Annotated in this window: 25 protein-coding genes; 6 read left to right on the top strand and 19 right to left on the bottom strand. The window is 73.6% G+C overall.

The window, feature by feature from the left end; translation table 11 throughout:
• Nucleotides 1-21: 21 nt before the first annotated feature.
• The 4 genes from dapA to C569_RS0111410 all read right to left on the bottom strand — a co-directional run bounded on the left by dapA (nt 22) and on the right by C569_RS0111410 (nt 3674).
• A complete protein-coding gene (dapA, locus tag C569_RS0111425) occupies nt 22-948 on the bottom strand; it encodes a 4-hydroxy-tetrahydrodipicolinate synthase (protein ID WP_026268016.1) in 927 nt (308 codons plus the stop codon).
• A 52-nt stretch (nt 949-1000) separates the two neighbouring features.
• On the bottom strand, nt 1001-1738 hold the full coding sequence (thyX, locus tag C569_RS0111420) for an FAD-dependent thymidylate synthase (RefSeq protein ID WP_026268015.1): 738 nt from the start codon (nt 1736-1738) through the stop codon (nt 1001-1003).
• 114 nt (nt 1739-1852) lie between these two features.
• Entirely contained in the window at nt 1853-2455 is a 603-nt protein-coding gene (locus tag C569_RS0111415) for a DUF2752 domain-containing protein (RefSeq protein WP_026268014.1), read from the bottom strand.
• Nucleotides 2445-3674 carry a winged helix-turn-helix domain-containing protein gene (locus C569_RS0111410; RefSeq protein WP_018785914.1) on the bottom strand — a complete coding sequence of 410 codons (1230 nt, stop codon included), beginning with the start codon at nt 3672-3674 and terminating at the stop codon, nt 2445-2447. The genes C569_RS0111415 and C569_RS0111410 overlap by 11 nt, the downstream gene beginning before the upstream one ends.
• A 79-nt stretch (nt 3675-3753) precedes the next feature.
• On the opposite strand from C569_RS0111410, the gene C569_RS0111405 reads away from it, so the two are divergent.
• Nucleotides 3754-4299, top strand: a complete 546-nt coding sequence (locus C569_RS0111405) for a GNAT family N-acetyltransferase (protein ID WP_018785913.1) — start codon at nt 3754-3756, stop codon at nt 4297-4299.
• Here C569_RS0111405 and C569_RS0111400 read toward each other — a convergent pair.
• The gene (locus C569_RS0111400) at nt 4204-5508 is read right to left on the bottom strand and encodes a glycosyltransferase family 87 protein (RefSeq protein WP_026268013.1); all 1305 of its coding nucleotides are present in this window, start codon (nt 5506-5508) and stop codon (nt 4204-4206) included. The two genes, C569_RS0111405 and C569_RS0111400, sit on opposite strands and share 96 nt — an antisense overlap.
• A gap of 35 nt (nt 5509-5543) precedes the next feature.
• Between C569_RS0111400 and C569_RS0111395 the strand changes: the two genes are divergently transcribed.
• Entirely contained in the window at nt 5544-6137 is a 594-nt protein-coding gene (locus C569_RS0111395) for a GNAT family N-acetyltransferase (protein WP_018785911.1), read from the top strand.
• Nucleotides 6138-6273: 136 nt separating this feature from the next.
• On the opposite strand, the gene C569_RS34735 is transcribed toward C569_RS0111395, so the two are convergent.
• The 7 genes from C569_RS34735 to truB all read right to left on the bottom strand — a co-directional run bounded on the left by C569_RS34735 (nt 6274) and on the right by truB (nt 13646).
• Entirely contained in the window at nt 6274-6402 is a 129-nt protein-coding gene (locus C569_RS34735; protein WP_255327268.1) for a hypothetical protein, read from the bottom strand.
• A gap of 74 nt (nt 6403-6476) precedes the next feature.
• Complete coding sequence (gene dapB, locus C569_RS0111385) at nt 6477-7238, bottom strand: 4-hydroxy-tetrahydrodipicolinate reductase (RefSeq protein WP_018785909.1); 762 nt, start codon at nt 7236-7238, stop codon at nt 6477-6479.
• A gap of 46 nt (nt 7239-7284) precedes the next feature.
• Complete coding sequence (locus tag C569_RS0111380) at nt 7285-8652, bottom strand: pitrilysin family protein (protein WP_036345631.1); 1368 nt, start codon at nt 8650-8652, stop codon at nt 7285-7287.
• Between the two features lie 121 nt (nt 8653-8773).
• Nucleotides 8774-11131: a polyribonucleotide nucleotidyltransferase gene (locus C569_RS0111375; RefSeq protein ID WP_018785907.1), complete on the bottom strand. Its 2358-nt coding sequence runs from the start codon at nt 11129-11131 to the stop codon at nt 8774-8776.
• A gap of 219 nt (nt 11132-11350) precedes the next feature.
• Nucleotides 11351-11620: a 30S ribosomal protein S15 gene (gene rpsO, locus C569_RS0111370; RefSeq protein ID WP_013284678.1), complete on the bottom strand. Its 270-nt coding sequence runs from the start codon at nt 11618-11620 to the stop codon at nt 11351-11353.
• Nucleotides 11621-11802: 182 nt separating this feature from the next.
• Nucleotides 11803-12729 carry a bifunctional riboflavin kinase/FAD synthetase gene (locus C569_RS0111365; protein WP_018785906.1) on the bottom strand — a complete coding sequence of 309 codons (927 nt, stop codon included), beginning with the start codon at nt 12727-12729 and terminating at the stop codon, nt 11803-11805.
• A gap of 32 nt (nt 12730-12761) precedes the next feature.
• Entirely contained in the window at nt 12762-13646 is an 885-nt protein-coding gene (gene truB / locus C569_RS0111360; protein ID WP_036345644.1) for a tRNA pseudouridine(55) synthase TruB, read from the bottom strand.
• A gap of 108 nt (nt 13647-13754) precedes the next feature.
• Here truB and C569_RS33700 point away from each other — a divergent pair, with 108 nt between their 5' ends.
• The 4 genes from C569_RS33700 to C569_RS0111345 all read left to right on the top strand — a co-directional run bounded on the left by C569_RS33700 (nt 13755) and on the right by C569_RS0111345 (nt 15332).
• Nucleotides 13755-13940: a hypothetical protein gene (locus tag C569_RS33700; RefSeq protein ID WP_018785904.1), complete on the top strand. Its 186-nt coding sequence runs from the start codon at nt 13755-13757 to the stop codon at nt 13938-13940.
• Nucleotides 13901-14122, top strand: coding sequence for a hypothetical protein (locus tag C569_RS0111355; RefSeq protein WP_018785903.1), 222 nt, complete (start codon nt 13901-13903; stop codon nt 14120-14122). Before C569_RS33700 ends, C569_RS0111355 begins: the two co-directional genes overlap by 40 nt.
• Nucleotides 14123-14164: 42 nt before the next feature.
• Complete coding sequence (locus tag C569_RS0111350) at nt 14165-14464, top strand: hypothetical protein (protein WP_018785902.1); 300 nt, start codon at nt 14165-14167, stop codon at nt 14462-14464.
• A gap of 172 nt (nt 14465-14636) precedes the next feature.
• A complete protein-coding gene (locus C569_RS0111345; RefSeq protein WP_018785901.1) occupies nt 14637-15332 on the top strand; it encodes a hypothetical protein in 696 nt (231 codons plus the stop codon).
• Between the two features lie 165 nt (nt 15333-15497).
• Here the strand turns inward: C569_RS0111345 and C569_RS0111340 are convergent, their stop codons facing one another.
• From C569_RS0111340 to C569_RS0111305, 7 genes are all read right to left on the bottom strand, one after another.
• Entirely contained in the window at nt 15498-16820 is a 1323-nt protein-coding gene (locus C569_RS0111340) for an MATE family efflux transporter (RefSeq protein ID WP_018785900.1), read from the bottom strand.
• 47 nt (nt 16821-16867) lie between these two features.
• The gene (locus C569_RS0111335; protein WP_026268011.1) at nt 16868-17377 is read right to left on the bottom strand and encodes an adenylate kinase; all 510 of its coding nucleotides are present in this window, start codon (nt 17375-17377) and stop codon (nt 16868-16870) included.
• Nucleotides 17378-17910: 533 nt separating this feature from the next.
• A complete protein-coding gene (locus tag C569_RS0111325) occupies nt 17911-18120 on the bottom strand; it encodes a DUF6186 family protein (RefSeq protein WP_018785897.1) in 210 nt (69 codons plus the stop codon).
• Nucleotides 18120-18527: a hypothetical protein gene (locus C569_RS0111320; protein ID WP_018785896.1), complete on the bottom strand. Its 408-nt coding sequence runs from the start codon at nt 18525-18527 to the stop codon at nt 18120-18122. The genes C569_RS0111325 and C569_RS0111320 overlap by 1 nt, the downstream gene beginning before the upstream one ends.
• 145 nt (nt 18528-18672) lie before the next feature.
• On the bottom strand, nt 18673-19701 hold the full coding sequence (locus C569_RS0111315) for a bifunctional oligoribonuclease/PAP phosphatase NrnA (protein WP_018785895.1): 1029 nt from the start codon (nt 19699-19701) through the stop codon (nt 18673-18675).
• On the bottom strand, nt 19698-20183 hold the full coding sequence (gene rbfA / locus C569_RS0111310; RefSeq protein WP_026268010.1) for a 30S ribosome-binding factor RbfA: 486 nt from the start codon (nt 20181-20183) through the stop codon (nt 19698-19700). The genes C569_RS0111315 and rbfA overlap by 4 nt, the downstream gene beginning before the upstream one ends.
• Nucleotides 20184-20364: 181 nt before the next feature.
• Nucleotides 20365-20658 carry a DUF503 domain-containing protein gene (locus tag C569_RS0111305; RefSeq protein WP_013284668.1) on the bottom strand — a complete coding sequence of 98 codons (294 nt, stop codon included), beginning with the start codon at nt 20656-20658 and terminating at the stop codon, nt 20365-20367.
• Nucleotide 20659: the final 1 nt, after the last annotated feature.

Below are 20659 nucleotides of genomic sequence, written 5' to 3'. Positions count from 1 at the left end.
GGCGTCCGTCGTGTCGTTGGTTCATTCGGGCAGGGGCAGGCCCGCCGCGGCGCAGTCGGCGCGCAGCTGGGCCAGTTCGTCACCGGTGGCGTCGACGAGCGGCGGCCGCACCGGGCCGGCCGGGCGGCCCTGCGTCCCCAGGCCGGCCTTGACCAGGATCGTGCCCTGGGTGCGGAAGATGCCGGTGTAGAGCGGCAGCAACTGCCGGTGCAGGGCGAGCGCCCGGGCGTTGTCGCCCGCCTCGAACGCCTCGATCATCTGCTTGGTCAGCGCGCCGGTGAAGTGGGTGGAGGTGCCGACCACGCCGACCGCGCCGACCGACAGCATCGGCAGGGTGAGCGCGTCCTCGCCGCTGTAGTAGGCCAGGTCGGTGCGGCTGAGCACCTCCGACGTGGCGAACAGGTCGCCCTTGGCGTCCTTTACCGCGACGATCCGGCCGTGCTCGGCCAGCTTCACGAGCGTCTCGGTGGCGATCGCCACGCCCGCGCGGTGCGGGATGTCGTAGAGCATGACCGGCAGGCCGGTGGCGTCCGCGACGGTGGTGAAGTGACGCAGCAGCCCGGCCTGCGGCGGCTTGTTGTAGTACGGCGTGACCACCAGCAGGCCGTGCGCACCGGCCTTCTCGGCCTGCGACGCCAGCTCGACGGTGTGCCGGGTGTCGTTGGTGCCCACCCCGGCGACGATCCGGGCCCGGTCGCCGACCGCCTCGACCACGGTGCGGATCAGCGACTCCTTCTCCGCCTCGGTGGTGGTCGGGGACTCGCCGGTGGTGCCGTTGAGCACCAGCGCGTCGTTGCCCTGCTCGTCGACGAGGTATTCGGCCAGCCGGGCGGCGCCGTCGAGATCCAGGCCGCCGTCCGGCGTGAACGGGGTCACCATGGCCGTCATCACTCGCCCGAACGGGCGCGACGCGCCCCGGCTCGGGGCGGCGGAGTGGTCGTGCGTCATGCTCACAACCTAGCGGACGGCCGCCGGTGGCCCGGCGGCGAAGGGCGACGAGTCACTCCGCGTGCGGCGACGCTGCCACCTCGGTGCCGTCGGGCAGGGTGGAGATCTCGAAGTCGGCGAAGACGTTCGGCGCGACACCCTTGAGCTGGCGCAGGCACTCGACGGCCAGCTCGCGGATCTCCACGTCGGCGTGCTCGGTGGCGCGCATCTTCACGAAGTGGCGCCAGGCCCGGTAGTTGCCGGTCACCACGATCCGCGTCTCGGTGGCGTTCGGCAGCACCGCCCGGGCCGCCTGGCGGGCCTGCTTGCGGCGCAGCGTCGGGTTGGGCTCGTCGGTGAACCGGGCCTCCAGCCCCTCCAGCAACTCGGTGTACGCCCGCACCGCCGCGTCGGTGGCCTCGACGAACTTCTTGTGCAGCTCCGGGTCGTCGGCGATCACCGACGGCTCGACCATCGCCGCGTCCCGCTCGGGCACGTAGCGCTGGGAGAGCTGCGAGTAGGAGAAGTGCCGGTGCCGGATCAGCTCGTGGGTGAACGAGCGGGAGACGCCGCTGAAGTAGAAACTCACCGAGCCGTGCTCCAGCACGCTCAGGTGGCCGACCTCCAGGATGTGTGCCAGGTAACCGGCGTTCGTGGCGGTGGCCGGGTTCGGCTTCTTCCAGCTCTGGTAGCAGGCCCGGCCGGCGAACTCGGCGAGCGCCTGCCCGCCGTCGGCGTCGGTGGACCAGGGCACCTCTTCCGGCGCCTGGAACTGGGTCCACGCGATCAACTTGACCTGGGGCTGCACCATGTCCGGCATTCCTGCGACTGTAGTGGCCCCGCCGTCGCCGCGGAAATCGGGCACGCGGCCGAGGCCGTCGGCTCCGTCGCGCCCTGGGTCCCGTCATGTGGGTCCGGCGGGAGGCTAGACGTAGAGCGAGGTGAAAGGTTCCCACGGGAGGTTGCGGACCACCGAGAAGACGCCCCAGGCGGCCAGGAACATGCCGATGACCTTGGGGCTGAGCCGCGCCTCGGGCAGTTTCCAGCCGAACGCCCGGTTGCCGGCCCAGGCGACGAAGAGCCAGGCCAGGAACGGCAGAGCGAAGACGAACAGGAAGTGGTGCCGGGCGGCGGCGGGCAGGTCGCCGTGCAGCACGAACCAGAGCGCGCGGGTGCCGCCGCAACCCGGGCAGTCCAGCCCGGTGGTCAGCTTGAGCAGGCAGGTCGGCGCGGCGTCCGGGTCGCTGCGGGTCGGGTCGCTGATCAGCGCGTACGCGATGCCGAGACCGACGCAGCCGAGCGCGGCCAGCGGCACCGCCCAGCGCGGGGCGCGGGCGTGCAGGCGCAGCACCATCCGGGTGAAACGGTCGGGCTCGACCGGCTGGTAGGCCACCGGGTGACCCGGCCACGGTGCTCCGGGCGCCCCGGCGGAAGCAGGCGGGCCGGCGTGCGGGTGCGTCTCGGCGTGCGGATGCGGGTCGGTCGCGGTGGCAGGCCGGTCAACGCTCGTCACGCGCTCACCGTACACCGGCCACGCCCACCAGCGCGGCGGCCAGCGGCCCCGCGAGGTCGCCGGCGGCGGGCGGGGCGACCGCGTCCAGGCCGAGCCAGCCGGCCAGCCGGTACAACTCGGCGGCGAGCGCCACAGCGGTCTCCCCCGGGTCGGCGTCCGGCTCGACCCACGCGGCGGGCACCAGCAGCGTCCCGGCCTTCCGGTCGGCCTTCAGGTCGACGCGGGCGGTGAAGCGCTCGCCCTGGCGGAAGGGCAGCACGTAGTAGCCGTACACCCGCTGGGGCGCCGGCACGTAGATCTCGATCCGGTAGGTGAAGCCGAACAGCCGTTCGGTGCGTGCCCGCTCCCAGACCAGCGGGTCGAACGGGCTGACCAGGGTGTTGCCGCGGACCCGGCGGGGCAGCCGGGCGTCCGCGTGCAGATAGGCCGGATGCCGCCAGCCCTGCACCGTGACCGGGATCAGCTCGCCCGCCTCGACCAGTTCGGCCACCGCCCGCCGCGCCCCGGCGACCGGCAGCCGGAAGTAGTCGCGCAGCTCCGTCTCGGCGGCGACGCCGAGGCAGCGGGCGGCGATCGACACGAGCGACCGGTGCGCCTCGGCGTCGCTCGGAGTGGGCGCGTCCAGCACGGCGGCCGGGAGCACCCGCTCGGGCAGGTCGTAGCGGCGGGCGAACGAGTTGGTCCGGTCGGCGGCGGTGACCTCGCCGGCCCAGAACAGGAACTCCAGTGCCCGCTTCACGGCCGACCAGTTCCAGCCCCAGTTGCCGGTCTCCCGCGGCGCGTCGTGCTCGATCTCGGCCGCGGTCAGCGGCCCCCGGGCGGCCACCTCGTCGCGGACCCAGGCGACCAGTCCGGGCTGCTCCTCCGCGACCCGGCGCATCCCGCCCCACGCCTCGTCGCGGGCCTTGGCCATCCGCCAGCGCAACGCGGGGTGCAGCCCCACCGGCACGAGCGACGCCTCGTGCGCCCAGTATTCGAACAGCTCACGCGGGCGGCGGTAGGCGGCGGTGTCCAGCAGGGCGGTCGGGTACGGCCCGAGCCGGCTGTAGAGCGGCAGGTAGTGCGCGCGCTGGAGCACGTTCACCGAGTCCATCTGGATGAGCCCGACCCGGTCGAGCACCCGCCGCAGGTGCCGCCGGGTGGGCACGCCGGCAGGCGCCGGGTCGGCGAAGCCCTGGGCGGCCAGGGCGATCCGGCGGGCCTGGGCGAGGGAGAGCGATTCCGGTACGGCCATCGTCGGCGACCCTAATCCAGGGGTACGACACCGGGAGCGGCGGCTGGACCGATCGCCCGTCGAGGCATAGAACGGACAGGTGCTCACCATCCGCCGGGAGGAACCGGACGACGCCGAGGCGATCGCCCGGGTCCACGTCCACGGCTGGCAGGCCGGTTACGCCGGGATCATGCCCGCGGAGGTGCTGAGCCGGCTGAACCCCCGCGCCTGGGCGCAGCGCCGCCGTGACCTCGGCACCGCCGACCCGGAACACCCGTTCACCACGCTCGTCGGCGAGGACGCCGGCACGGTCGTCGGGTTCACCACGTTCGGGCCGTACCGGAACAACCAGGACCGCGGCGACCTCGACCCGGCGCACGGCGAACTGCTGGCGATCTACCTGGAACCGGCGCACTGGGGCTCGGGCGCCGCCCGGACGCTGCTCGCGGCGGCCCGCGACGGCCTCGCCGAGCGGGGCTGGACCGCGTACCGGCTCTGGGTGCTCGCCGACAACATCCGGGCCCGCCGCTTCTACGAGCGGGCCGGGCACTCACCGGACGGCGAGGAGTCCACCTACCCGGTGCCGCTGTCCGGCGGGCTCCCCCCGGTCCTGCTCCGCGAGCTGCGGTACACCAGCGGCGGCTGACCCGGCCGGGACGTCGTCGCCACGCCGCTCGCCGCCGCCCGGCGTGAGCCAGCGGCGGATCGGCAGGCCGAGCAGCAGCGCCAGGCTGATCCACACGTACGTGTTGCTGCCGAGGAACCCGTCCACGCCGGTGAAGTCCTTCTCCCAGGACCAGACGATCCGGCTGCACAGCAGCGCGTACCCGATCGACGCGGCGCCCAGCAGCAGGCGGCGCCGGCGGCTGCGCGCGGGCGCCGCCATGCCGTTGTCGACGAGCAGGATCAACCCGGGCAGCAGCCAGACCAGGTGGTGCACCCAGGTGACCGGGCTGACCAGGCACATCACGGCGCCGGTCAGGGCCAGGCCGGTGGCCTCGTCCCCGGCGGCCACCGCCGCCCGCGAACGCCACGCCCACACCACGAGCGTCAGGAGTACGAGCACCAGCCAGGCGACCGTGCTCGGGTGCTGCGGGTCGAGCCGGGCCACCACCCCGCGCAGCGACTGGTTGGAGACGAACGCCAGCTCACCGACCCGGCCGGTGTTCCACAGCGCCTCGGTCCAGAACTCCCGGGAGGCGTCGGGGAAGAGGCCGGCGGCCACCAGCGTGGCGACGGCGGCGGTGCCGGCAGTGGTCAGGGCGGCCCGCCATCGGCCGGTGACCAGCAGGTAGACGATGAAGATGCCGGGCGTCAGCTTGATCGCGGTGGCCAGGCCGATGCCCACACCCGCCCAGCGGCTGCGCGCCGGCAGCAGCCACAGCAGGTCCACCGCGACCAGGAACAGCAGCAGCATGTTGACCTGGCCGAAGTTGACCGTCTCACGCATCGGCTCGTACGCGGCGGCCAGGCAGAGTGCGACCGCGAGCGCGAACCAGCGGGTCCAGCCGGACCGGCGGGCCACCGGATCCAGCAGCCGCCAGATCACCGCGGCGCTCGCCAGCACCGTGGCGGTCACGCTCACCACGATCGCGGCGTTCCACGGCAGGTACGCCATCGGCAGCATCACCAGCGCGGCGAACGGCGGGTAGGTGAAGCCGTACTGCGTGCCGGGGCGCAGGAAGTCGTAGATCTCCCCGCCGTCACGCGCCCAGTACGTCAACGCGCCGTAGTAGACCTGGAGGTCGAAGAAGCCGTGCCGCACCGCCGCCACGGAGAGGAACACGGTGACCGCCGCGGCGAGCGCCACCACGGCGACGACCTGCACGACCGTCCGCCTGGCACCCTGCGCCACCGTCACCCTCCTCGCCCTGCGTAGGCTCTCGTGCCATGGCTGCAGGCTACGTCCGGCCCGCGCGTCCCTCCGACGCCGGCGAGATCGCACGCATCCAGCTCGCGACCTGGCGGGTCGCCTACCGCCGGATCCTGCCACGGCACGTGCTCGACAACCTCGACGAGGCGTACCTCGCGCGGCGGTGGAGCGCGGCGGTGCAGGAGCCGCCCTCGGGCGCGCACCGGGTGCTGGTCGCCGTCGAACAGGCGGCGCAATCCTATCTGGTGGGGTTCGTCGCCTCCGGTCCGGCCGACGCCGACGCGCTCGCCCCGGACGAGCCGGCCGAGGCCCTCGGTCCGGGCGTCGCCGCGGTCACGGACCTGCTGGTCGAGCCCCGGTGGGGGCGGCGCGGGCACGGCAGCCGGCTGCTCGCCGCGGCTGTCGACCACTGGCGCGCCGACGGTCTGACCCGGGCGGTGGCGTGGGCGTTCGACGCCGACGCGGCGACCCGCAAGTTCCTCGGCTCGACCGGCTGGGAGCCGGACGGCGCGGCCCGCGCGCTGGACGTGGACGACATGCTGGTCCCCCAGATCCGCCTGCACGTGGCGGTCCCGGAGACCGCAGAGGAAGAATCCTCAGCCGGCCGATGAGTCTCCGCCCGGCCGCCGGTCCACCCTTACGTGGGTGGGCCGGCGGTCCCGGCACGGGGCGGGACCGCCGCCACCCCACCTCGCCCTCACCCGGCGGTTCAGCGAGCCGGCTCCATGATCAGCCGAAGGAGAGCGGTCAGGCTGCGGGGCGGAGTTCGGCCACCAGTTCGTCGTCCTCCGTCGCGCCGGTGGGGTGGAAGCCGAGCGAGGTGTAGAGGGCGGCGGCGGGCTTGTTGTCGGGGTCCACATGTCCGGAATCGATCATGGAAACAGCCTAGGTCCACGCCGCCGACCAGGCAAAACGGACTCCGCGCAGGCCGGAGCAGGCCGCGCCACGGGTCAGTCGAGCAGGGCGTCCAGACCGACCGTCAGACCGGGACGACGGCCGACCTCCCGGACCGCGAGCAGCACGCCGGGCATGAACGACACCCGGTCGTACGAGTCGTGCCGGATGGTGAGCGTCTCGCCGGTGGTGCCGAACAGCACCTCCTGGTGGGCGACCAGGCCGGTGGCGCGTACGGCGTGCACGCGTACCCCGTCGATGTCGGCGCCGCGGGCGCCGGGCACCTCGTCGCGGGTCGCGTCCGGCGCGGGCCCCAGGCCGGCCTCGGCGCGGGCGGCGGCGATCAGCCGGGCCGTGTGGGTGGCGGTGCCGCTCGGTGCGTCCAGCTTGCGCGGGTGGTGCTGCTCGACGATCTCGACCGACTCGAAGTAGCGGGCGGCGCGTGCCGCGAACTGCATCATCAGCACCGCGCCGATGCCGAAGTTGGGGGCGATCACCACGCCCACGCCGGGCCGGTCCGCGAGCCGGCCCCGCACCTCGGCGAGCCGCTGCTCGGTGAAGCCGGTGGTACCGACCACCGCGTGCACGCCGTTCTCGACGCACCAGCGCAGGTTGTCCATGACCGCGTCGGGGGTGGTGAAGTCGACGACCACACCGGCGCCCGCCCGCGCCACCGCGTCCAGGTCGTCGCCCTGGTCGACGGCCGCGACCAGCTCCAGGTCGGCGGCGGCCTCGACCGCCTTGCAGACCTCCATGCCCATCCGGCCCCGGGCACCCAGCACACCGACCCGGGCCGCCGTCCTCTGCTGCTCAGTCACGGGCCACAACCTATCCCAGCGCCCGGCGCGTGGTCCGGCGGGCCGCTCAGCTGGTGGCCGCGAAGCTGCCGGAGTCGAACGGGCCGACCACGGCCAGCGACATGGGCCGGCCGAGCAGGTCGGCGGCGAGGGTGTTCACGTCGTCGAGCGTCACCGCTTCCACCCGGGCCAGCAGGTCGTCCACCGGCATCAGGTTGCCGTAGAGCAGCTCCCCCTTGGCGAGTCGGCTCATCCGCGAGCCGGTGTCCTCCAGCCCGAGCACGAACGAACCCTTGCTCATCCCCTTGCCCCGGGCCAGCTCGGCCTCGGTGATCCCCTCGGCGGCCACCCGCGCCAGCTCCGCGCGGGTCAGGTCCAGCACCTCGTCCACCTTGCCCGGCGCGCAGCCGGCGTAGACGGCGAACACGCCGCTGTCGGCGTACTGGCTGGCGTAGGAGTAGACCGAGTACGCCAGGCCGCGCTGCTCCCGGATCTCCTGGAACAGGCGGCTGGACATGCCGCCGCCGAGCACGTTGTTCAGCACGCCGAGGGCGAACCGCCGGTCGTCGGTGCGGTCGATCCCCGGGCAGCCGAGGATGACGTGCGCCTGCTCGGTCTCCTTCGGCTCGACGAGCGTGGTGGCCGGCTTGGTGCGTACCGCCGGAGTGGCGAGGCGGTGCGGCGCCGGCGACGCCGGATCGGTGTCCAGCGGGGTGCCGCGCAGCGCCTGCCGGACCAGCTTGACCACTGCTGTGTGGTCGAGGTTCCCGGCGGCGGCGATCACGATCTGCGGCGCGGTGTAGCGGCGGCGGTAGAAGCCCTGGATCTGCCGCCGGGTCATCGGCGTGACGGTCTCCTCGGTGCCGGAGATGAGCCGGCCCAGCGGGTGGTCGCCGTAGACGGCGCGGGCGAACAGGTCGTGCACCTCGTCTCCGGGCTCGTCGTCGTGCATGGCGATCTCTTCGAGGATGACGCCGCGTTCGGTCTCCACGTCGGCGGGGGCCAGCACCGAGTCGGCGACCAGGTCGCACATGACGTCGATGGCCAGCGGCAGGTCCTCGTCCAGCACCCGCGCGTAGTAGCAGGTGTATTCCTTCGTGGTGAAGGCGTTCGTCTCGCCGCCCACCGCCTCGATCTGCGCCGAGATCTCCAGCGCGCTGCGCTTGTTTGTGCCCTTGAACAGCAGGTGCTCCAGGAAGTGCGCGGCGCCGGCCTGCGTGCCGGTCTCGTCGCGCGAGCCGACCGACACCCAGATGCCGAACGACACGCTGCGCATCGCCGGGACCGCTTCGGTGAGCACGCGCAGCCCGCTGGGCAGCACGGTACGGCGGACGGTGCCGCCGAGCGGGTCGTCGCTGAGCGTCCGGGTGACCGCGCGGGCCGCCGAACCGGTCGACGCCACCCCCCGTCCCGTCGAGGCGACTGACGAACTCACGAGAACCTGCTCTCCGGGTGACGAGGAACGGCGGGACGTACGACGGCTCCAGTTCGCGCAGGCGACCTGGAGCCGTGGGCCGGCCCGGGTGACGCGGACGTCACCCGGGCCGGTCGGTGGATCAGCTGTGCCGGGTCCGGCGGCGCGGACGGGACTCGCCGCCGCCCTCGCCACCCTCGGAGCGACGCTCGCCACCCTCGGAACGGCGCTCCCGGTCACCCCGGTCACGCGGGCCACGGTCGCCGCCGCGGTCCCGGCCGGACGGACGGTCGCCACCCTCGGCGGCGGCCGGCGCCTCGGCGCCCTCCGGGCGGACCTTGTCCAGGTAGATCTTGCCGCGGGCGTCGATGTCGGCGATCTCGACCTCGACCTTGTCGCCGACGTTGAGGAAGTCCTCGACCTTCTCGACCCGCTTGCCGTCGCCCACCTTGGAGATGTGCAGCAGGCCGTCGCGGCCCGGCAGCAGCGAGATGAAGGCGCCGAACGCGGCGGTCTTCACCACGGTGCCGAGGAACCGCTCGCCGGCCTTCGGCAGCGTCGGGTTGGCGATCCCGTTGATCCGGTCGACGGCCGCCTGGGCGGACGGGCCGTTCGTCGCGCCGACGTAGATCGTGCCGTCGTCCTCGATGGAGATCTCGGCGCCGGTCTCGTCCTGGATCGCGTTGATGGTCTGGCCCTTCGGGCCGATCACCATGCCGATCTTGTCGACCGGGATCTTGACGGTGGTCACGCGCGGGGCGTAGTCCGACATCTCGGCCGGCGCCTCGATGGCCCGCTGCATCACGTCGAGGATGGTCTGCCGGGCCTCGTGCGCCTGCTGGAGCGCGGCGGCCAGCACGTCCGACGGGATGCCGTCCAGCTTGGTGTCGAGCTGGAGCGCGGTGACGAAGTCACGGGTGCCGGCGACCTTGAAGTCCATGTCGCCGAACGCGTCCTCGGCGCCGAGGATGTCGGTCAGCGTCACGTACCGGGTCTTGCCGTCGACCTCGTCGGAGATGAGGCCCATGGCGATGCCGGCGACCGGCGCCTTCAGCGGCACACCGGCCGAGAGCAGGCCCAGCGTCGAGGCGCAGACCGAACCCATCGAGGTGGAGCCGTTGGAGCCGAGCGCCTCGGAGACCTGCCGGATGGCGTACGGGAACTCCTCGCGCGAGGGCAGCACCGGGATCAGCGCCCGCTCGGCGAGCGCGCCGTGGCCGATCTCGCGCCGCTTCGGCGAGCCGACCCGACCGGTCTCACCGGTCGAGTACGGCGGGAAGTTGTAGTTGTGCATGTAGCGCTTGCGGTTCTCCGGGGACAGCGTGTCCACCATCTGCTCCATGCGCAGCATGTTCAGCGTGGTGACGCCCAGGATCTGGGTCTCGCCGCGCTCGAACAGCGCCGAGCCGTGCACCCGCGGCAGCACGCCGACCTCGGCGGTCAGCGAGCGGATGTCGCGCGGGCCGCGGCCGTCGATGCGGACCTGCTCGCGCAGCACCCGGTTGCGGACCTCGGACTTGGTCAGCGAGCGGAACGCGGCGGACAGCTCCTTCTCGCGGCCCTCGAACCGGCCGGTCAGCTCTTCGGCGACCTTGGCCTTGATCCGGTCCAGGGCCTCCTCGCGGTCGGCCTTGCCGGCGATCTTCAGCGCCTCGGCGACGTCGGCGCGGGCCACCTCGGCCACCGCGTCGTACGCGTCGTCCTGGTAATCCAGGAAGATCGGGAACTCGGCGACCGGCTTGGCGGCCACCTCGGCCAGCTCGCTCTGCGCCCGGCACAGCTCGCGGATGGCCGGCTTGGCGGCCTCCAGGCCGCTGGCCACGATCTCCTCGGTCGGCGCGGTGGCGCCGCCCGAGATCAGGGTCACGGCGTTCGGGGTGGCCTCGGCCTCGACCATCATGATCGCGACCTCGCCGTCCGGCAGGGTGCGGCCGGCCACGACCATGTCGAAGGTGGCCCGCTCCAGCTCCTCCAGGGTCGGGAAGGCGACCCACTGGCCGTCGACGTGCGCGACCCGGGTCGCACCGATCGGGCCGGAGAACGGCAGGCCGGAGAGCTTGGTCGACATCGACGCGGCGTTGATCGCCACCACGTCGTACGGGTGCTGCGGGTCGAGCGCCAGCACGGTCTCGACGACCTGGACCTCGTTGCGCAGGCCCTTGACGAACGATGGGCGCAGCGGCCGGTCGATCAGCCGGCAGGTGAGGATCGCGTCCTCGCTGGGCCGGCCCTCGCGGCGGAAGAACGAACCGGGGATGCGGCCCGCGGCGTACATCCGCTCCTCGACGTCGACGGTCAGCGGGAAGAAGTCGAACGACTCCCGCGGCTGCTTGCCGGCGGTGGTGGCGGAGAGGACGACCGTCTCGCCGAGCTGGGCGACGACGGAGCCGGCGGCCTGGCGGGCCAGACGGCCGGTGGAGAAGGTGATCTCGCGGGTGCCGAAGGCCCCGTTGTCGATCACTGCGGTGCGGGATTCGGTGCCGAGGTTGGTCTCGGTCATGTGCTGTGGTGCTCCTTCGCGTCGTCGGCCGACGACACGGGAACTGCTCAGGCGGCCGGTCTTCGATCGAAGCGCCCGGGGTGGCCGGCGTCGTGCCGGGATTCCCGGGGGCCACTACCGGAGACCGGTGCTGACCGGCTCCCTCTCGGGTGTCGCGCGGCCGGGTTCTTCGGTGGTACCGGAACGGGGGAGCGGCCCAGCGGCCACTCCCCCGTCAGGTCATCGGCGCAGGCCGAGCCGCTCGATGAGCGACCGGTAGCGGTTGATGTCCTTCTTCTGGACGTAGTTGAGCAGCCGGCGGCGCCGGCCGACCAGCAGCAGCAGCCCACGGCGGCTGTGGTGGTCGTGCTTGTGCACCTTCAGGTGCTCGGTGAGCTCCGCGATCCGCTTGGTCAGGACCGCGACCTGCACCTCGGGCGAGCCGGTGTCGCCCTCGGCGGTCGCGTACTCCTGGCGGATCTTGGCCTTGGCTTCCTGGTCGAGCGCCATGTTCTCCCTGTTTCGTGGGTCATTCGATGAGGTCCGGAGCGGTCGTGGTGACCGGTGCAACGGACCGGTTCCTCGCACCCGCGGCGTCGTGCAGGCACGCGAGGCCCCCGTCGGTCAGCCGACGTCTCCGCCAGCTTACCAGCCCCCGGGCCGGACGGCCGGTCAAGGTCGCCCTCCGCGGGTCAGAGCACCGCCCGGCGGGTGCGCTCCACGTCCTCGGCGATCTGGGCCACCAGCGGCTCGATCGCGTCGTACGTCCGCTGCTCACGCAGGTGCGCCACGAAGTCCAGGGCCAGCCGCTCGCCGTACAGGTCGCCGGTGAAGTCCAGCGCGTACGCCTCCACCCGCCGCTCCCGGCCGGAGAACGTCGGGTTGGTGCCGATCGACACCGCCGCCGCCAGCGGTTCGCCGTCGCGGCGCACCAGGCGGGCCGCGTACACCCCGTCGGCGGGCACCGCCGCGTACCTGTGGGTCAGCAGGTTGGCGGTGGGGTAACCCAGCTCACGTCCGCGCTGGTCGCCGCGGACCACCACGCCCTCGACGCGGTGCGGGCGGCCGAGCGCCGCCGCCGCCGCGCCCACGTCGCCCGCGTCGACGCAGGACCTGATGTACGTGGACGAGAAGACGGTCCCCGCCTCGGCGACCAGCGGCGCGCCCTCGACCGCGAACCCGAAGGTACGGCCCAGCCGCTCCAGCAGCGGCACGTCACCCGCGGCCCGGTGCCCGAACCGGAAGTTGTCGCCGACCACCACGAGCGCGGCGTGCAGGTGCGCGACCAGGACGTCGTGCACGAACGCCTCGGGTGGCAGCCGGGAGAACTCGACTGTGAACGGCACCACGCAGAGCACGTCCACGCCGAGCGCCTCGATCAGCTCGGCCTTGCGGGCCGGCTCGGTCAGCACCGCCGGGTGCGAGCCGGGGCGTACCACCTCGGCCGGGTGCGGGTCGAACGTCACCACCACCGACTTGACGCCCAGCTCCCGGGCGCGCGCCACGGCGTGACCGATGGTCGCCTGGTGCCCCCGGTGCACGCCGTCGAAGACGCCGATGGTGACCACCGAGCGTCCCCAGCCTCCGGGCGCCGCCTCGTACCCCCGCCACCGCTGCATGCCGTTCCTCCCCCTGTCCGCCCGCGCGCCGTTCAGGCCGGGGCCAGCACGATCTCCGCGCGGGCCCGGCCGTCCCGCTCGCTGACGATAGCGATCAGCCCGCCCGCCGGGTCGAAGACGGCGTACGGCCCGGTGATCCCGGCCGGCGCCAGCGGCCCGCCGTGGGACAGCACCCGGGTCTCGTCGGCGGTGGCGTCCCGGCGCGGGAAGAACCGCCCGGCGGCGGCGTCCAGCGGCAGGTTGACCACGTCCGGCGCACGTTCTTCGAGCTGGTCGAGCGTGGCCGCCTCGGCGAGGGTGAACCCGCCCACGGCGGTACGCCGCAGCGCGGTGAGGTGACCACCGACGCCGAGGGCCGCGCCCGCGTCGCGGGCCAGCGCCCGGATGTACGTCCCGGACGAGCAGGTCACGTCCACGTCCACGTCCACCACGTCCGGGACGTCCCGGCGGATCGCGCGCACATCCAACCGCGACACGGTGACCCGGCGGGAAGGCAGCTCGACCGCCTCGCCGTCGCGGACCCGCTTGTACGCCCGCCGCCCGTCGATCTTGATGGCGCTGACCGCGCTCGGCACCTGGTCGATCTCGCCGGTGAGGGCGGCCAGCGCGGCGCGTACCCCGTCGTCGGTGACCGCGCCGGCCGGGGTGGTCGCGACCACCTCGCCCTCGGCGTCGTCGGTGACCGTGGACTGACCGAGCCGGATCGTCGCGGCGTAGCTCTTGCCGGCGCCGATCACGTAGGTGAGCAGCCGGGTCGCCCGGCCCACCCCGATCACCAGGACGCCGGTGGCCATCGGGTCGAGCGTGCCGCCGTGGCCGACGCGGCGGGTACGCGCCAGCCGCCGGATGCGGGCCACGACGTCGTGCGACGTCATGCCGCCGGGCTTGTCGACCACGATCAGACCGTCTGTGCTCACGACCGCCAAGCCTGCCAGACGGCGGTGATCGGCCCTGCGGGGGATACCGCCCAGCTTCGACCGGGTGCCAAGATCATGCGCCAGCGCCTCGTCTGCCCGGGAAGTCCGATGACCGATCACCGTTCCGTCCCCGATCCCTACGCCACCGATCGCCCGTCGGAGGACGAACTGGGGCAGGTGCCCGAGTGGCTGCGCCAGCCCGCGCCCGAGGTGCCACCCGGCCGCGCGGACCGCCTGCGGATCACGCTCGGCAGGTGGCCGACACACTGGCCGCGCCACACCCGGCCGACGTGACCACCGCCTCCGCCGGGCTGTGGATCGAGCGGGCCGACTCGTACGCCTCCAACATCGACTGCGCCGCACTGGACAAGGGACTGCTCGCGCTGGGCCGGCCCTCGTTCGCCGGTCCGGCCGACCCGGACCCGGACGCGGTCTTCGACCCGGACAAGACGGTCGACCTGCCGGACACCTGCTGACCCGCCCGTCTCACCACACCGCCCCGCGGTAGGAGCCTTTCGATGAGCGACGCCCCGCCCCCGCCACCGCACCGTGCCCGAGTCGACCTGCCGGACTGGATGCGCAATCCGGAGCCGCCCCGCCGTACCCTCGGCCGCCGCCTGTCCGACCTGGTCGACGGCGTACCGGCGCTGGCGGTGGCGCGCCGCCGGATCTGGGCCTGGCAGGGCCGGACCCGGTTCGGCGAGCGGCACCCGACGGTGGCCGCGATCGGGTCGTTCGTGTTCGTCGCGGTGACGGCGACGCTGCTCGTGGTCGGCATGCTCTACCTCGCCTGGGCGATCCGGCAGGGGCGGATCTGACCGGCGCCGGCACGGGGCAGCGCGCCAGCCCTCCGGGTGCGATGATCATGCACGGCCCGCCCCCTGCACTCCCTGGGACGCCTCATGAGCACCGAGAACGGAACCACTCCCCCCCGGCCCGGACCCCTACGTCGTCGCCACCCGGGGTGAGCAGGTCCAGCTACCGAGCTGGATGACAGGCGCGGACGCGCAGGTGCCGCTGACCCGGGCCGAACGGTTCCGCCTGGTCTGGTCCCGGCAGCGCGGCAAGCGCCACGTCACGCTCGTGGTGGTGCTCGCGCTGGCGCTGATCGGCGGCACGGCCGTGCTCGGCCGGGTCACGGTCGACCGGGTTCGGGGCGGCAGCGCCGCCGCGGCCTCGGCCGAGGCCAGCCCGTCGCCGGTCCCGCTCAGCCGGGTGGGCGAGCCGCGCGACCTCTTCGCCGGCACCCTCGGCGCGGACTTCGCGGTCGGCGAGGCCGGGATCGTGCTACCGCAGGCCGCGGCGCGACCGCCGTTCACCGCCCGCGAGGTGGCCGCGGCGCTGACCCAGGTCCGGGCCGCGCTGATCCAGGCCCGGCTCGACCTGTCCATGATCCTCGGCGACACGGAGCCGTTCCTGGCGCTGCTGGCGCCTGCCTCGCGCGCGCAGATGCGTACCGACTTCGAGGACTCGTCGTTCCTGCACTACGCCACCCGGATCGGCTCGCAGGACAGCGCCGACGAGATCCGGGTCCGGGGTGAGATGCGCTACCGGGCCGTCACCGGCGACGACGGCCTGCCGATCCTGCGGATCACCACCGAGTACGTCTGGATGTACGCGTTCGACGTGCCGCGGACGACGCCGGGCCGGGCCGGAATCGCCACCATCCGCGACCGGGTCGTCTGAGAGGTCCCCCACCCCGACAGACTGCCGGCGGCGAAGCGTGGCCTCTGGCTCGTCTCCGCTCAGGCGAGCACGAGCAACGTCGACTGCGCGCGGCTGGGCGAGGGCTTCTTCGTGGTCGAGCCGTGGACGGGCGGTCCCGGTTCGTTCCAGCCCTGCTGATCGGCGTCAGCGCACCGCGCCGGTCACCGCCCACGCGCCCGAGCGCGTCCGCAGCAGCAGGCCGGCCAGGCGCAGCACCACGAACAGCGTCAGCCCGGCCCAGATCCCGCCCAGCCCGAGGTCGAACGCGTAGGCCAGCCAGATCGCCGGCAGGAACCCGCCGAACGCGCACACGATGGTGAGGTTGCGCAGGTAGCGCACGTCGCCCGCGCCGATCAGCACCCCGTCGAGCGCGAACACCACGCCGCCGATCGGCTGGAGCGCGACGAACCAGGGCCAGGCCGTCATGGCCTGCTCGCGTACCTGCGGATCGGAGCTGAACCACGACGGCACCAGGCCGGCGCCGGCGGCGATCAGCACCGCGAAGGCCACGCCGCACAGGCCGCCGAGCAGCGCGACGCGGCGCGCCAGGAATCGCGCGGCTGCCGCGTCGCCGCCACCGAGCGCGGCGCCGACCAGCGACTGCGCGGCGATGGCCAGGGCGTCGAGCACCAGCACGGTGAAGAACCACAGCTGTACGGCGATCTGGTGCGCACCCACCGCGGCGGCGCCGAAGCGGGCCGCGACGGCAGTGGCGGACAGGAAGCTGGCCTGGAACGCGACGCCCCGCACGAGCAGGTCACGGCTGAGCACGAGCTGCTGGCCGATCACCCGGGGCCGGGGCCGCAGCGAGACCCGCTCGCGGACGAGCGCCGCCGCGAACAGGACACCGGAGAGCGTCTGCGCGATCGCGTTCGCCACCGCCGAGCCGACCAGGCCGAGCCCGGCCGGGTAGACCAGCAGCGGGCAGAGCACCGCGGAGAGCAGGTTCGGGCCGAGCACGAACAGCAGCGGGCGGCGGGTGTCCTGGATGCCGCGCAGCCAGCCGTTGCCGGCGGCGGCGAGCAGCAGGCCGGGCGCGCCCAGCGCCGCGACCCGCAGCCATCCGGCGGCGGCGTCGGCCACCTCGCCGGGGCCGCCGACGAGGGTACGCGCCAGCGCGCCGCCGCCGATGCCGATGGCGACCGCCACCAGCACTCCGGTGGCGAGGGCGAGCCAGGATGCCTGGACGCCCTCGGCCACCGCGGCGGCCCGGTACCCGGCCCCGAAGCGGCGGGCCGAGCGGCCGGTGGTGCCGTACGCGACGACGGTGCCGACCCAGGCGGTGAGCGTCATGACCGTGCCGCCGACTGCGAGCGCGGCCAGCGGCACCCGGCCGAGGTGGCCGACGACCGCGGTGTCGACCAGGACGTAGAGCGGCTCGGCGGCCAGCACCACGAGGGCTGGGAGCGCGAGCGCGGCGATCCGCCGCGGCGAGGCGGTGACGGCGGGAGCGGCGGTGGTGCTCATCGCCGCTGATCCTGGCATGTCCCAAGTAAGGTCTACAAGGCCAGGGACTACTTACCCACACCGGCCAGGAAGCGGGCGGTGTCGCGCCGCCCGCGCAGACGGCGTACCGGCAGCCCGGGGGCGTGCTCGGCGAGCGCGGCGAAGACCCGGGGCCGCGAGTCACGGGGGAAGCGCCAGACGAAGCGCAGGAAGTCGAGATCCAGCCGTTCCGGGCAGCCCTCGGGCAGGTCGGGACGCGGTGCGGCGCGATGTGCCCACCGGCGGCGCACGATCCGGGTCAGGCAGCGCGGCCGGGAGGTGTCGCAGAGCACCAGAAGGTCGGCGCGGGGCAACCGGAGGTCGAGGGTGCTCGCGTAGTTGCCGTCCATCACCCAGGCCGGGCGGGCGGCGAGCGCGGCCACCTCGGCGCGGAAGTCGTCGACGGTGGGGGCGGCCCAGCCGGGACGCCAGTAGTGCCGGTCGAGGTGGATCAGCGGCAGGTCGAGTCGCCGGGCCAGGTCGCCGGCGAGCGTGCTCTTGCCGGCGCCGGAGCTGCCGACCACGAGAATGCGTCGCACCAGGCGACGGTAGCGCGGAAGCGGGTTCCCGCGCGGCGGTGACGCGGGCGCCGGGCTGCGGGTGCGGCCCGGCCGGCGTCACCGCCGGACGGCGTACGTCACTGACGGGTGTCCATCGAGGTCTGCAGCGCGCGGCGCATCTGCTCGCGCGTCTCGTCGGTGGTGGTCTCGTTCTGCGGCTTGCGCTTGCTGGGCATCTGAGGTCCTTCCAGGGTGCGGACCGCCGGACGTGGCGGTCCTACGGGCGCCCGGCGCTCCGGCTCGGCGCGACAGCGAATCGCGTCCCGACCGGAAGTCGTCGGCGGCTGAGCGCCCGGCAGCGGTCCGGGATCACCGGAGCGGCTCGCCTGGCAGCGGGAGCCCGGGTCGGTCTGACCCTGGAGGGAGGCGAAGCCGGGTGCGGCACCACCGCCCGTGACCAGCGCCGCGAAGCGCCGGTCCCGCACCCAAATTAACGTTCACTTTCCAGATACTGCCCACTGTTCCCGAAATGCGGAAAGATCGATGTCGTCGTCCCGGCTCGGCCAGGGCGGTCAGCGGGCCAGGAAGTGCCAGCCCAGCCACCACCAGAAGCCGAACAGCCCGATCCGGCCGACGGGCACCGGACCCACCTCGTACCGCATCACGAACGCGCAGATGTCGGCCAGCGACGGGATCCGCGATCCCTCCCGGCGCGCGGCCCACTCGACCACGGCGAACAGCACGATCGAGACTGCGAACCCGCCGATCGCCAGTGCCCGCATCATCGGCGCACCAGTCCCCAGAACGCGGACAGCCACGCGAACCAGGCCGCCGAGCGGGCCAGGTTGTCCTCCAGCAGCGGATCGGCCAGCCGGGAGAAGGTGGGGAAGTCGTCACCCGCCGCCATCACGAACGTCGCCCCCTCGAAGACACCGAAGACGGTCACCGGCACCAGCCACCACAGCGCGACCGACGGCAGCCGGCGCGGCGCCGGGCGCCGGGGCACCCGGTTGTTCAGGCCGACCCAGATCAGCCCCCCGCCGGTGGTGAGGATGTAGAGGTTCGCCGCGGTCGAGAAGGACGGCAACTGGCCGCCGACCAGGGAGAGGCAGATCAGCACCGGCACGGAGACGACCGGCCGGTCCCAGGCCCGGGGCGCCTCGACGGTGAGCTCACGGGGATGATCCATCACCCGATTGTCCCCAGGGTGACGCACCGCGGAAAGCCCGGCACGCGTCGTGATCCCCCGAAAACGCGCCGATCGGCTCACACTTCCGATCGCCGCCGCACCGGATCGACCGGACCAGAAGGACGAATCGCCCTAACCGGGCGCCTCACGCCACGGGGGTCACCGCGCCGGCGGCCAGCTCGGCACGGATCCACCCGACCACCTCGTCGAGGGAACCCCGGCCGGTGAAACCGGCGGCGAACCGGTGCCCGCCGCCGCCGAGCGCCACCGCCACCCGGCTCACGTCGACAGCGCCCTTGCTGCGCAGCGACACCGCCCACTCGGCCTCGCCCGCCTGCTTGACCACGCAGCTCACGTCCGCCTCGGCGGTGCAGCGCACCGAGTCGATCAGCGCCTCCAGCACGTACGCGGGCTGGTCGTGGCGGACCAGGTCGTCGCGGGTGGCGTACGTCCAGACGAGGCCGTGCCCGGCGGCGGCCGCCGGTTCCAGGGTGGCCCGGCCGAGCACCTCGCCGAAGAGGCGGACGGCGCCGAACGGGCGGGTGTCGAAGACCCGCCGGGAGATGTCACCGGGCCGGATGCCGGTGGCGACCAGGCGCGCGGCCGTCTCGTGCACGGCCGGCGTGGTCGCCTCGAAGCGGAACGAGCCGGTGTCGGTGGCCAGCGCGACGTACAGCCCGGTCGCCATCTCCGCGTCCAGCGTCACACCGAGCCGGTCCAGCAGCTCCAGCGCGACCACGGAGGTGGCGGCGGCGTGCGGGTCGACCAGGCTGATCCGGCCGAACCCGCTGTTCGAGGCGTGATGGTCGAGCACTAGCGACGTGCCCGCCGTGTCCAGCCGGTCGGCCAGGTCGCCCAGCCGGGACTCGCTGGCCGCGTCGAAGCAGATCACCAGGTCCGGCACCGGGTACGCGTCGTCCTGCGGCACCAGCAGGTCCACCCCGGGCATCCACCGGAACGGCTCGGGCACCTCCGGCGGGCCGGGGAAGGTGGCCTGGAGATCGCGTACGCCCAGCCGGCGCAGGCCCAGCCCGAAGCCCAGCATGCTGCCCAGCGCGTCCCCGTCCGGGTTCACGTGGCAGACCAGCAGCACCCGCGCGTCGGCGGGGAGATCGCGTACCGCCGCGACGGCGGCCGCCCACGCGGTCTCGGTGGGCCCGGCGGCCTCGGTCACCGGCGGTCGCCGGCGCGCGGCTCGTCGTCGCCCTCGTCGTCGGCCGAGGCGTCCTCGTCGTCGTCCTCCTCGACCCGGTACGGCTGGGCGTCGCCCGCGTACGAGGACGTGGCGGCCAGCCGCTGCACCTCGGCGTCGGCGGTACGCGCGGCGGCCAGCAGGTCGTCGATGTGCTTGACCTGGTCCTGCACGTCGTCCAGGACGAAGGTCAGCGTCGGCGAGTGCCGCAGCCCGAGCGCCTTGCCGACGGTGCTGCGCAGCATGCCCTTGGCGCTCTCCAGCGCCGCGGCGGTGCTCGCCTGGGCCGCCGCGTCGCCGAGCACCGTGTAGAAGACGGTGGCGTCACGCAGGTCGGCGGTGATCCGGGCGTCGGTGATCGTGATCATGCCGAGCCGGGGGTCCTTGATCTGGCTGCGCACCACCGACGCGACGAGTTCCCGGATGCGCTCCGCGTGCCTGCGTACCTTGGCCGGATCCGACATGTCCCCCACCTCCGGGATCACCTGTACCGATGACGACGCCGGATCACCAGGCGACCCGGGCCGTCGGCCGGAGACAGCGGGCGCGTGGGCGCCGCCGGATCCGACCGCTCAACGCTGAAGAACACTACCCGCGCCCGGCCGGGCATCGCGCGGCACGGCCGGAGTGCCGCGCGACGCGCCGTCAGTCGTCCGCGCCGTGCAGACGGCGGCGCACCGACAGCAGCTCGGTCTCCGGACGGGCGGCGACCAGCCGCTCGCAGGAGTCGAGCACCTCGCGGACGTGAGCCGGCTCGGCGGCCACCACCGCCACCCCGATCTCGGCCCGGCCGTGCAGGTCCAGCGCCCCCACCTCGGCGGCGGAGACCTCGAACTTGCGCAACGCGGCGACGATCGGCCGGACGTAGGACCGCTTGGCCTTCAGGGACCGGGAGTCACCCGGGAGCAACAGGTCGAACAGTGCGGTTCCGGTATACACG

Origin of the sequence: Micromonospora sp. CNB394, assembly GCF_000374985.1 — a bacterium.
In the GTDB taxonomy this organism is placed as follows: domain Bacteria; phylum Actinomycetota; class Actinomycetes; order Mycobacteriales; family Micromonosporaceae; genus Micromonospora; species Micromonospora marina.
This window is presented reverse-complemented; position numbering and strand designations above follow the sequence as displayed.